The organism is Kutzneria sp. CA-103260, assembly GCF_018263855.1.
Classification (GTDB): Bacteria; Actinomycetota; Actinomycetes; order Mycobacteriales; family Pseudonocardiaceae; genus Kutzneria.
On sequence record NZ_CP073318.1, the window covers coordinates 6,119,198 to 6,131,290 of the forward strand.

Consider the following 12,093-nt stretch of genomic DNA (forward strand, 5'->3'; position numbering starts at 1 on the left):
ACCGCAGTAGTCGGGAAAAGGCCGCCTCGCCGAGCCGCGGACTGTTCGCGTGCGAACTGGAACGTGCTAGATTTCCTGGCCGCAAGAAGATCAAGATCGGTGAGCGGATGCTTCCTGTCCGAAGACGGCCACGAGTGCGGCCGGCAAGGAACGGGGAGTGACCGCCGCCGAAATCGCCGACCGTCCGCCAGGACGGTCGGTGTGAGGCCACGAACCGCACACCTCAGGGTCGGTGATGGAGCGTCGTGAAGAACAAGGACAAGCCGGACAAGGCGAACCGGTCGATCAAGTCGCGATTGGTTGGCGCGGTGCTGATTCCCAGTATCGCGCTGGTCGTGCTGTGGACGGTGGCCGCATCGTACCTGGTCTTCGACGCGATCTACGTGAAACTGGTGGTCAGCGGCGTCCGTGAGGTGTCGATCCCGGCGGTCACCGCGCTGGCCTCGGCGCAGAAGGAACGCCAGCTGGGCACCGCCTTCCTGAGCGGATCGTCGAACGACCTGAACACGCTGCACAACCAGGAGCAGCAGACCGACAAGTACCTGGCCACGATGAAAACCGCGGCCGACGCGCTGGCCCAGAACGCGCCGCCGCCGGTCGTGCAGGGGCTGGCCAAGCTCAACGCCAGCATCGAGCAGCTGCCCAAGATCCGCGCCGAGGTCGACAGCAAGACCATCGACAAGGCCCAGGTCTTCCAGTTCTACAACACGATGCTGGACTCGGCCTGGAGCCTGTTCGACACCCAGGCCCGCATCCTGCCCGCCGTCACCGTCTCACTGGGCGGCGTCACCTCGGCGGCGGTCTTCCGCGCCACCGACCTCATGTCCCGCTCGGCCACGCTGATCTCCAGCGGCTTCGCCGCCGGCACGCTCAGCCCGGCCGACCACCTCCAGTACTCGAACCAGGTCGCGGCCTACCACTCCGAGCTGGACACCACCGTCCCGTTCGTGCAGTCCGACATCCAGAACCGGTTCAACGCGCTGCTGGCCGGCGACGACTGGAAGCAGCTCGTCGACACCGAGAACGCGTTCATCGAGCACGGCGCCTGGACCAAGGGCCTGGCCGGCCTGCCCACCAGCCAGGGCGCCTGGCTGGACCTGACCAACCGGGTCTCCGACCAGCTGGTCTCGCTCACCGTCGACCAGGCCAACGAGGTCTCCAGCCAGGCCATCGACGACAGCAACAGCCAGCTCACCACCGTGATCGTCGGCAGCGTGCTGGCCCTGCTGGCCGCGGTCGGCGCCATCTTCTTCGCGGTCCGGGTGTCCCGCACCCTGGTCGACCGCACCCTGGTCACCCGACTGACCAAGATGAAGGAGGAGGCGCTGCGCTCGGCCCAGGAGCGGCTGCCCGACATCGTGCGGCGGCTGCGTGACGGCCAGACCGTGGACGTGCGCGCCGAGCTGCCCGACCTGAAATTCGGCGGCGACGAGATCGGGCAGGTGGCCGACGCGTTCAACGCCGCCCAGTACACCGCCGTCACCGCGGCCGTCACCGAGGCCCAGGCCCGCGACGGCGTGCACAACGTGTTCCTCAGCATCGCCCACCGCAACCAGGGCCTGGTGCACCGGCAGCTGAAGATCCTGGACACGATGGAACGCGGCGAGGAGAACCCGCAGCAGCTGGAGCGCCTGTTCCAGCTGGACCACCTGGCCACCCGGGCCCGGCGCAACGCGGAGAACCTGATCATCCTGGGCGGCGAGCTGCCCGGCCGGCGCTGGCGCAAGCCGGTCAAGCTGGTCGACGTGCTGCGGGCCGCGGTGTCGGAAACCGAGCTGTACCACCGGGTTCAGGTGGAGCGCGGCCCGGACGTGGCCATCGTCGGCTCCGCGGTGGCCGACACCATCCACCTGATCGCCGAGCTGGTGGACAACGCGACGTCGTTCTCGCCGCCGCGCTCCCAGGTGCTGGTCGGCAGCACGCCGGTGGCCCGCGGCGTGGTGGTCGAGGTCGAGGACCAGGGTCTGGGCATGAGCGACGAGGACCGGGCCCGGGCCAACGCGATGATGATCGACGCCCCCGAGTTCGACGCCATGGCCCTGAAGTCCGACTCCCGGCTGGGCCTGTTCGTGATCGCGCGGCTGGCGTCCCGGCTGGAGATCAACGTCGAGTTCCGGGTCTCGCCCTACGGCGGCACGCGGGCCATCGTGCTGCTGCCCAACCAGCTGCTGGCCCGCGACGAGGAGCCCTACGCCGAGTCCGTCACCGGCCACCTGGTGCCGGTCGTCGGCCAGCCGGTGTCCGGCGAGTACCAGGAGGAGGACATGAGCGGGGCCAACGAGCTGGACGAGTTCTGGGCGTTGAGCCGGTCCCGGTTGGCCGACTCGGTGCAGACCACCGGCGCGCGCCAGCAGGTCGCCGCGCCGCCGGCGCAGGCCCAGCGGGTCGCGCCGCCGATGGTCGGCCAGAGCGGCGACGGCCAGGACGGCTTCGGCCGCGACAGCCACCGGCACAACGGCTACGGCCAGGACAGCTTCAACCGGGCCGCCAGCGAGATCCAGGGCATCGACTCCCACGGCATCGACTCCCGCGGCGTGGGCGCGCAGCACATCGACCTCCCCGGCGCTGACATCCAGGGCGTCGACCCCTTACCCCCGTCGCCGCCGGCCGCGGAGGTCGCGGACGAGGAGCCCTCGTTCGGCGCCACCGGCAGCCGTCCGGTCCTGCCGCAGCGGCAGCCCCAGCACAACCTCGCGCCGCAGCTGCGCGGCGACCTCTACGACGAGCCGGAACCCGAGCTCGACGACGACCAGGGCAAGTCTCCCGAGGAGATCCGTCGGACCATGTCGGCATTCCAGAGCGGTTCCCTGCTGGGCCGCCGCGCCGGCGAATCCTCGGACTTTTCACCGCAGGCACAGGGAAGTCAGGACTGATGAACGAGAAGGCCACTTCGGAGACCGACCTCAACTGGCTGCTGGACAACCTGGTCGAGCGGGTCGTCGACGCCCAGCACGCCGTCGTGTTGTCGGCGGACGGACTGCTGATCGGCAAGTCCAGGGAACTCTCGCGCGACGACTCCGACCAGTTGTCGGCGATGGCCTCGGCCTTCCAGAGCCTGGCCAGAGGCGCCGGCCGGCACTTCAGCGGCGGGCAGGTGCGGCAGACCATCGTCGAGATGGAGCACGCCTACCTGTTCGTGACCGCGGCCGGCCGGGGCGCGTGCCTGGCGGTGCTGGCCACCGAGAGCGCCGACGTCGGCCTGATCGCCTACGAGATGAACCTGCTCGTCAAGCAGGTCGGCGTGTACCTGAGCTCGGCGCCGCGCAGCGCGGCGGCCGCGGACACCGGTCAGAGGGCGTAGCCGATGACCGAGGAGACACAGTGGTTCGACGAGGAGAACGGCCCGCTCGTCCGGCCGTACGCGATGACCGGCGGGCGCACCCGGCCCGGCGCCACCTGGCTGGACGTAGCCACCCAGGTGGTGACCGTGCCGTCGGCCACCGAGCGACTCGGCCTCGGTCCCGAGCACCAGGCCATCCTCGAGCTGTGCCACCGCGCGCTGTCGGTGGCCGAGCTCGCCTCGTACGTGAACGTGCCGCTCGTCGTGATCAAGGTCCTGATCAGTGACCTGATGGATCGCGGCGACGTGGTTGTCCGTCCCCCAGCACAGGCCCTGCAAGCGCCGGGTCGCGACCTCCTCCAGGCGGTGCTCGATGGTGTCCGTGCACTCTGACCAGCGTCAGGCCGCGGCGCTGGCCCCCGAGTCGGTGAAGATCCTGGTGGCCGGCGGCTTCGGCGTCGGCAAGACCACCATGGTCGCGTCGGTCAGCGAGATCCCGCCGCTGAGCACCGAGGAACTACTGACCGAGGCCAGCAGCGGCGTCGACGACCTCGCCGGCATCGAAGGCAAGACGACCACCACGGTGGCGTTGGACTTCGGCCGCATCACGATCAGCCCCAAGCTGGTGCTGTACCTGTTCGGCACGCCCGGGCAGGACCGGTTCTGGTTCATGTGGGACGAACTCGCGCGCGGCGCCATCGGCGCCATCGTGCTGATCGACACCCGTCGGCTGGACACCAGCTTCGCGGCGATCGACTTCTTCGAACGGCGCGAGATCCCGTTCGTGGTGGGCATCAACCACTTCGACGGGGCCAAGCACCGCTACGAGCCGGAGGAGATCCGCTCGGCGCTGGCGATCAGCCCGGGTATCCCGATCGTGCCCTGCGACGCCCGTCAGCGGGACGCCAGCAAGCTGATCCTGATCCGGCTGATCGAGCACGCGATGAGCCGGCTGCCGGTGGAGGGCGAGAAGGCTTCCGCCTGAGACAACGGAAAAAGGGCCCCGCCGACGCGTCCGGCGGGGCCCTTTCCTGTGTGGGCCTACATCTGCACGGGCGCCATGCGGGAGTTGAAGTGCCGCAGGATCGGCGTGGTCTCAACCATTCGGTAGCCGGGCACGCGCTCCGGGTTCTTGGCGATGGTGGCCAGCGTCTCCGCGACGTACTCGTAGTGGCTCTGGGTGTAGACCCGACGCGGCAGCGCCAGCCGGACCAGCTCGTACGGTGCGGGCGTGACGAGTTCGTAGTCGTCGTCGAGGGTGCCCAGGTACAGCGAACCCAGTTCGACGCAGCGGATGCCGCCCTCCAGGTACAGCTGGCAGGCCAGGGCGTGGCCGGGGAAGCGGCCCGGCGGGATGTGCGGCAGCAGGCGCCCGGCGTTGACGTACAGGGCGTGGATGCCCGGCGGCTGCACGACGTCGACGCCGGCCTCGTTGGCCAACTGGGCCAGGTGGGCCGCGGCCGCCGCCCGGGACCGCAGGTAGTCGGGCTCAAGCACCTCGCGCAGGCCCTGGGCCAGCCGGTCGAGCTCGTGGCCGGCCAGGCCGCCGTAGGTGCGGAAGCCCTCGGTGGCGGTGAGGATCAGCTCGCAGCGCGAGGCCAGCTCCGGGTCGTTCATGGCCAGGAACGCGCCCATCGGCGAGATCCCGTCCTTCTTCAGGCTGGCCACGCAGCCGTCGGCCAGCCGGAACGCCTTGCGGGCCACCTCGGTCGGCGAGCAGTGCTCATATCCGGGCTCCCGCTGGGTCACCAGCCACGCGTTCTCGGCGAACCGGGCCGCGTCCAACAGGAACGGCACGTGGTGGCGACGGCAGAGCGCGCCGGCGGCCTCGATGTTGGCCATCGACACCGGCTGGCCGGCGCCGCCGTTGTTGGTGATCGTCATGATCACGAAGCCGACCCGGCCGCCGTCCGGCCCGGTCAGCGTCCGCTCCAACTCGGCCAGGTCGATGTTGCCCTTGAACGGATCCAGACTGTCCAGGTCGGCCGCCTCCGGGCACGGCAGGTCGCGCGCCTCGCAGCGCAACAGCTCGACATTGGCCCGGGTGGTGTCGAAGTGAGTGTTGCTCAGGGTGATCTGGCCCGGCTCCAATAGCGCGCCGAACAGGATGCGCTCCGCGGCCCGGCCCTGATGTGCCGGGAAGATGTGCGGGAACCCGGTCAGCTCGCTGAGCACCCCGTGGAATCGGTAGAAGGAGCGGGCGCCCGCGTAGGACTCGTCGCCCAGCGCCGCCGCCGACTCCTGCGCCACCGACACCGCGCCGGTGCCCGAGTCCGACATCAGGTCGATGGTGACCTCGTCGGCCCGGAGGTTGAAGGCGTTGTAGCCGGCACGAGACAGTGAGCGCTCACGGGCCTCCCGCGTGGTCAGCGGGATCGGCTCGACGACCTTGATCCGGTACGGTTCGATGATGGGCATGGGATGACCCTTCCACCTCTCTACAGGTTCGCTTGTGAAAGTTGGACGGCTGTGCGCGCCCCGGACCGCGGCGGCATCGTCGCGTACGCCTCCGACGACAGGTACACCGTGATCCCGGACCGGTCCGGACCCATCCGCAACGAGGCGTAGGCGATCAGCCCGACCCCGTCCTCCAGTCGCCGTGCGCACACGGCTTCGATGGAGCGCTCCAACAGCGGTCGATCCAGGCCCCATTGATCCATCAATGTCATCACCCGCTCCGCCGCCGCCTCGTCATCGGGCACAAGATCGCGGATCGGCAGGTACAAGGAGTAGTTGTTCGGCACGTCCGGATTCCCCGTGACGAACGAATAGCTCGACAGCGAGGGCAGCCCGGTCAGCCGTCGATCGAGGTCGCCGCCGATGATCGAGTAGAACTCGCGGACCCGGTCCAACGCGACGCCCGGGACGCCGTCCACGGCGCGCTCGACGGTGGCCAGGCCGGCGTCGTAGTGGGAGACGTAGATCTTCACCCGGGCCTCGGACCGGGAATGCAGATCAAGGGCGAAGAAGGTCAGCCGGTCCAGCTCCGGCCGGGTGGCCGCACGGTCCCTGACCAGTCCGTACGCCGCGTCGAGCCCCAACCGGGCCAGCGCCTCCGCCACCAGCGCCGGGGCGCGTTCCTCGCCACGGGCCGAGGGATTGAAGTAGACCTTGAAATCCGGTGCGGCGTCCCGACGGAAAATGACGGAGAACCACATCCCGAAACGTCCACTCGGCTCGCCCGGCGCGAACAGTCCCCACACCTCCTCGAACTTGTCGAGTGGAATGTCGTACCGTTCGGCCAGCGCGGCGAGCACCCGCCGCGCGACCCGATTGTTGGCCAACACACCGGAGCCGTCGGCGATCGGTTCGACGAGCATTCGCAGGGCCGGCGAACCGTCCTCGTCAATCGCGAGCGAGAATTCGACCGGCGTCAGGTCGTCCGATACGTGCGAGGCCCATATCGGCGGCTCGGCCGGGGGCCGCTCACCCACCGCACCCAATAGCAATGTGAGAATGCTCACCGGCGTCTCGGCGTCCGCCAAGCCCACCGCGACACACAGACTGCGCAGCTGAGCGCACACATGTTCACGCAACGAAAGGGACCGCACGATCATCCTTCGACTCCGATGACTCGTTACATTAATCACCTGTCCAGCGTCCCTGCAAGCTGTCCAGAAACCTACACAGGCCCCCCGAACCGGCATACCGCCTATCCGGCGTTTGCATGCTCAACTTTCCATAACCCAGCGGAGTTGGCGACGCATTGTGAGAATGTCAACGGAAGTCGAACATGTCGACCTCGGGCACGTTTTCGCATATCAACAGGGGTGCGCCGACCGGAGTCCGGAATTCACCCACTCGCGAGACGTTAAGCATGCTAGGATCTCGCGTCCGCGCTGCGAGCAAACGCACACACCGTTAACGTTTGCCACTGAGCGCGACCCCATCGTATTCGAACAAAGATTCGAACGCAACGAATGTCCACTTTGGGACAAGCACTTTAGGACAGCGGCGTCAGTCCCAGGCGGACAGTGCTCGGCGGCTCTCGAAGCGGCGGGGCCTCCCGGTCACCGGATCGTCGAACTCCAGCACCTTGGCCAGCAGCTGGAGTGGATCGGAGAAGTCGTCGAGGGGCTTCTCGGTGAGCTCCGGATAAAAGTCGTCGTGCAGGATGGGCACGCCGAGACCGCTCATGTGCAGCCGCAACTGGTGGGTGCGGCCGGTGAGTGGGCGCAGCCGATAGCGGCCGAGGCCGTCGCGGTGCTCGACGAGCTCCACAATGGTCTCGGCGTTGGCCGGCCCGGGCACCTCCTGCGCCACGATCACACCCTTCTCCTTGACGATTCGGCTGCGCACCGTGGTCGGCAGCGCCAATTCGGGACGGTGCCGGGCGACGGCCTCATATTCCTTGTGCACCAAGCGATCCCGGAACATCGTCTGGTAACGGCCGCGAACCTCGGGGCGGATGACGAACAGCACCAGGCCGGCCGTGACCCGGTCCAACCGGTGCGCGGGGACGAGATCCGGCAGGTCGAGATCCCGGCGCAGGCGCACCAGGGCGGTCTCGGCGATGTGCTGTCCCCGCGGGATGGTGGCCAGGAAGTGCGGCTTGTCCACGACCAGCAGCTCGTCGTCGCGGTGCACGATGTCGATGGCGAACGGCACCGGGGTCTCCACCGGCAGGTCCCGGTGGAACCAGATCACCCCGTCCGGCACGAACGGCGCGTCCGGGCCCAGCGGCCCCGCCAGGTCGACGATCCGCTGCTCCCGCAACATCTCGTCGATGCGCGCCGGGTCCACTCTGGGCAGTCGGAACACCAGGTGCTCGCGCAGCGTCCGCCACGGCCCCTCCGCCGGCATCCGCATCCGCACCGGGTCGAGGCCGAGGCGCTGCGGCAGCGGCGGCTTGGCTCGGCGTCTCATCGGGACTCAGCGTACGGCAAGCGCGCGAAGGGCCCTTTCCCCGTGAGGAAAGGGCCCTTCGGATCAGGGTGGAGGAGGGCGGTCGAGGAGGCCCCACGGCGCCCCTCGACCACCCCCGGGATCACGGGTAGCTGACGATGTCGACCGGGGTGGTGTTGGTCGGGGTCTGCGCACCGGTGTCGTTGATGACGTGGGTGATCGACCCGCTGTTGCCCAGCGAGATGTCCATGATGTCGTGGAACTTGACGTTGCCGTTCTGCGGCGCCTCGAACGCGTGGTAGTTGTTCACGCTGGTGTTGGCGCTGAAGAAGCAGTACACGCCCAGGCCCCACGCCTCGTGGCTGGTGACGTTGGCCCCCACCTTGTACGAGGCGAAGCCGTTGCGGGAGCCGTTCATGTACGCCGCCTGGTTGGGCACGTCGTAGGGCATCTCGCTCTGGTAGAAGATCGTCTTGCCGCCGTTGCCGTTCCAGATGGTCTGGTACTGCTGGTAGTGCTCGACGAACAGGCCGTAGGCGGTGACGTTGTTGCCGTTGACGACCAGGCCGTTGGCGCCGGTGTTGACGTTCCAGCCGGCGGTGCCGTTGTTGTCGTCGTGGTCGGCGCGCCAGATCCAGGTGTCGTCGGTGATCACGTTGTTGCTGTTGATGACCAGCGACTGCTGGGCCTTGCCGACGGTCGCGCCGCCGAGCCGGAAGTGCACGTCGGACAGCACGGTCGGGTCGGCGCTGTGGTCGGCCGACGAGCCGTTCGGGCCGACCTGCACCAGCGACTGCGAGCTGGTGGTGCCGGCGTCGATCAGCAGGCCGGCGATCTTCACGCCGTTGACGTCGCCGACCGAGATGGCGGTGACGCCGTTGTCCGGCACGAAGGTCGCGATGCCCAGGCCCAGGATCACGGTGTCGGGCCGGGTGACGTTGAGCGCCTGGTTGAGGTGGTAGATGCCGGGCGTGACGATCAGGTTCTTGCCGGCGGCCAGCTGCGCGTTGATGGTCGCGGCGGTGTCGCCGGACTTGACGATGTAGAACTGGCTGATCGGCAGCGAGTTGCCGGCCGGGTTGCCGTTGGCCCACGAGGTGCCCGAGCTGTTGGTGCGCAGCGCCGGCACGAACACGTTGTAGTTGCCGGAGCCGTCCACGTACAGGTAGGGCTTCTCGGCGATCACCGGGCTGTTGTTGACCGTCGTGTACGGCGGGTTCGGGAACGTGTTGCCGGGCGCGCCCTGCACGCCGGAGAACACCATGTTCCAGTTCTGGCCGTTCCAGCTGCCGATCTGGTCGTTGCGGGACAGCCACTGCTGCTGCGAGCCGGACTGCACCTGGCCGGTGACCCGGGAGTCGGCCAGGAAGCCGCCCGAGGACCAGCCGCCGTCGTCCAGCTTCAGGTTGCCGTTGACCTGCACCCGGCGCAGCGGGTCGGCCTGGGACACGGCCCAGGTGTTGGTGCCGCCGGGCGGGTTGATGGTCAGGCCCTCGGCGTCACGCCAGAAGTTCTGGGTGGCGTTGCCGCCGTCCCAGTCGGCCTCGACGTGCACCTGGCCGTTGATGGTGACCTGGCCCGGGGTCAGACCGAGGCCGGCGACCTGCTCGTAGTAGCCGATGTTGGCGTCCACGTTGTAGGTGCCGGGCGTGAACAGCAGGGCGTAGCGGCCGGCGCCGAACTGCGCGGTCTGCTGGGCGTTGAAGACCTGGTTGAGCTTGTTCTGGATGGTCGACTGCGGCGTGGACGGCGTGAAGACCGAGACGTTCGGGCCGAAGTCCGGGGTGTTGGGCGGCGGGGGCGGGTTGCTGCCGCCGCCACCGATGGAGAACGACTGCGCGGCCGTGCCGTTGCAGGCGTACTGCTGCAGCTGGACGCTGTCGTTCACGGACGCGCCGGGCACGTCCAGGCACTTGCCGCTGTTGCGGTTGACCAGGTGGAAGTTGCCGTTGCCCTCGTCGACCGGCTGCCACTGCTGGTTGGCGCCGCCACCGTAGAGCCACAGCTGGATCGGCGCCTGGTCGGCCGTGGAGACGTTGGTGACGTCCCAGACCTGCGACGGCGCGCCGGCCGCGCCGATTCTGAAGTAGCCGGAGTCGGTCGCGGTGAAGGTCCACGACTGGGCGCCGGATCCGTTGCAGCTGTACTGCTGCACGACGGTGGCGTTGGCGGTGGCGGCGGAGGCCGCGTCCACGCACTTCCCGCTGCCGACGTTGGTGACGGTGTAGGTGCCGGGATTCACCGCGGCGCTGGCCGCCGGCGCCACGGCGATGCTGACTGCGGTCGCGGACAGGGTCACGACCACCGCCGCGAGCGCGGCGGTTCGCACAGGGGTCACAGTCCCACCTCGCTGACGCTCGGCGAGTCTGCGACCGAGGCCGCTGTGTTGAATGGTGCCTTCGCAAGCTCAGTCACGAGGCCCTCCTGCTTCGCTGGAAAGAGGACAGGTGTCAGTTGGCGGCCCCGACAAGGCCGAATGTTATGGGGGTCACAGGAAAGCGTCAATACACGACTTAAAATAAGTCAGAGACGATCCGACCGGCGAGGATCATGCTCGCATGGCTGGAAGGCGTCCGATCAGCACCGGGGCCGCCGTGGCCGGGCTGGTGGCGACGCTGGGCCTGGCCGCCTTGGCGGTGCGGCTGCCGACGGTCGCGCCGCTTCTGGCGGCCGCCGCCGGCTGGCTGGGCGTCGAAACCTGGCTGCGCCACCGAATCGGCACCGCCGGGTTCCGGCACAGTCTGCACGACCGACTCCTACGGTCCCGCGCGGGGTACGCGTCGTGGCAGCGGGCGCGTTTGGCTCAGCTGAGCCCATCCGCGCCGGTCCAGTTCACGCTCGCCCAACTGGACGCCGACGATGGGCCGATCCCCGCCTTGCTGCCGATGCGGCCCCATGCCGACCTCCGCGCCTACGCCGCCGATGAGCTGGCGGCCGCCCACCGGCCGCTGCGACGACGCATCGCGACGGGTTCGACCGTGGCGGCGGAGCTGTTGCGCGCCAACATGGTCTACCCGGTGCTGGCCGACGTGCCCGCGCCGAAGTCCCGGTGGCCCAGGGAAATCGCTGGATCTTTCCTGGCTGTTGGTGTGGTAGTGGCGGCGCTGGCGTGGCTGGAGGTGTCCTGGCGCATCGATCCGTCGGCCTACCACCGCACGATCCCGTTGGCGCTGAGCCTGTCCCTTGCCGCCGTGGCGCCGCTGCTGGAGGTCGTGCTGGCCACCTCGCGCGGCCGTCGGCTCCGGCTCGCGGCGATCACCCTGGTGCCGTTGGCCTTCATGCTGTGCTGGACGGTCCGCCGGTCCTGGGACGCGAACTGGTGGCAGCCGGCGTTCGGCGTCCGCGAATGGCTGGTCGTGTCAACGATTACCGTCGTGTCGCTGGGTTTGGCGCTGGCCACTTCCTCGCCTCGCAACCGCCACCGGCTGCCGCCGCGGCGGGTCGCCCAGCTGTCGTGGCTGTCGATCGCCTCGGTCGCGGCCGCCGGGCTGGGGCTGCTGGTGCCGGTGCTCGCCGGGCCGCCGCCGACGCCGGCCTTCCCGCACGTGTCGTCGTGCTCGCTGCTGTCCCGCGAGGCGCTGGCCCGGCTCTCCCCCAACATCGACCGCGGCCCGGCTTCGACCTTCACCGAGGCCACCGTCAACGGCTGCGAGTGGTTCCAGGGCCGTGGCCCGGCGCCGATCGAGTTCGTCGCCATCGACGCCTACGTCGGCAGCGGTGACGTCGCGGCCTCGACGAGGGAGTTCACCCTGGCCACGCACGTCGTGCCCGGGACGCGGCGGGACCTGCCCGGGCCGTGCGACCAGGCCGCCGAGGTGGTCGGCGAGCGCGGCGTCGAGGTGGTGCTGCGCTGCGCCAACCTGGTGCTGTCGGTGTTCAGCTCGGCCCACGACCCGGGGCTGGCCGAACGACTCGCCGCGGAGGCGGCGCGCGTGGCGACCGCGGGTTGATCTCCCGCTGTGCGAGAC

The 12,093-nt window shown here is 69.1% G+C and carries 9 protein-coding genes; 5 read left to right on the top strand and 4 right to left on the bottom strand.

What is annotated here, in order from left to right; all coding sequences use genetic code 11:
* The first annotated feature begins 245 nt into the window (after positions 1 to 245).
* The 4 genes from JJ691_RS26770 to JJ691_RS26785 are packed head-to-tail and all read left to right on the top strand — an operon-like array spanning position 246 to position 4,265.
* The gene (locus JJ691_RS26770; RefSeq protein ID WP_211762397.1) at positions 246 to 2,873 is read left to right on the top strand and encodes a sensor histidine kinase; all 2,628 of its coding nucleotides are present in this window, start codon (positions 246 to 248) and stop codon (positions 2,871 to 2,873) included.
* Positions 2,873 to 3,301: a roadblock/LC7 domain-containing protein gene (locus JJ691_RS26775; protein WP_211762398.1), complete on the top strand. Its 429-nt coding sequence runs from the start codon at positions 2,873 to 2,875 to the stop codon at positions 3,299 to 3,301. The genes JJ691_RS26770 and JJ691_RS26775 overlap by 1 nt, the downstream gene beginning before the upstream one ends.
* A gap of 3 nt (positions 3,302 to 3,304) precedes the next feature.
* Positions 3,305 to 3,673: a DUF742 domain-containing protein gene (locus JJ691_RS26780; protein WP_211762399.1), complete on the top strand. Its 369-nt coding sequence runs from the start codon at positions 3,305 to 3,307 to the stop codon at positions 3,671 to 3,673.
* Positions 3,654 to 4,265: a GTP-binding protein gene (locus JJ691_RS26785; RefSeq protein ID WP_211762400.1), complete on the top strand. Its 612-nt coding sequence runs from the start codon at positions 3,654 to 3,656 to the stop codon at positions 4,263 to 4,265. Before JJ691_RS26780 ends, JJ691_RS26785 begins: the two co-directional genes overlap by 20 nt.
* A gap of 56 nt (positions 4,266 to 4,321) precedes the next feature.
* On the opposite strand, the gene JJ691_RS26790 is transcribed toward JJ691_RS26785, so the two are convergent.
* From JJ691_RS26790 to JJ691_RS26805, 4 genes are all read right to left on the bottom strand, one after another.
* Positions 4,322 to 5,698 carry a tryptophanase gene (locus JJ691_RS26790; RefSeq protein WP_211762401.1) on the bottom strand — a complete coding sequence of 459 codons (1,377 nt, stop codon included), beginning with the start codon at positions 5,696 to 5,698 and terminating at the stop codon, positions 4,322 to 4,324.
* A gap of 20 nt (positions 5,699 to 5,718) precedes the next feature.
* Entirely contained in the window at positions 5,719 to 6,714 is a 996-nt protein-coding gene (locus tag JJ691_RS26795) for a tryptophan dimethylallyltransferase family protein (protein ID WP_249227030.1), read from the bottom strand.
* 523 nt (positions 6,715 to 7,237) lie between these two features.
* Positions 7,238 to 8,146, bottom strand: coding sequence for an RluA family pseudouridine synthase (locus tag JJ691_RS26800; protein ID WP_211762403.1), 909 nt, complete (start codon positions 8,144 to 8,146; stop codon positions 7,238 to 7,240).
* A gap of 121 nt (positions 8,147 to 8,267) precedes the next feature.
* Positions 8,268 to 10,463 (bottom strand): RICIN domain-containing protein, encoded by a 2,196-nt coding sequence (locus JJ691_RS26805; RefSeq protein ID WP_442912444.1) that lies wholly within the window; start codon positions 10,461 to 10,463, stop codon positions 8,268 to 8,270.
* A 220-nt stretch (positions 10,464 to 10,683) separates the two neighbouring features.
* On the opposite strand from JJ691_RS26805, the gene JJ691_RS26810 reads away from it, so the two are divergent.
* Positions 10,684 to 12,075, top strand: a complete 1,392-nt coding sequence (locus JJ691_RS26810; RefSeq protein WP_211762404.1) for a hypothetical protein — start codon at positions 10,684 to 10,686, stop codon at positions 12,073 to 12,075.
* Positions 12,076 to 12,093 lie beyond the last annotated feature (18 nt).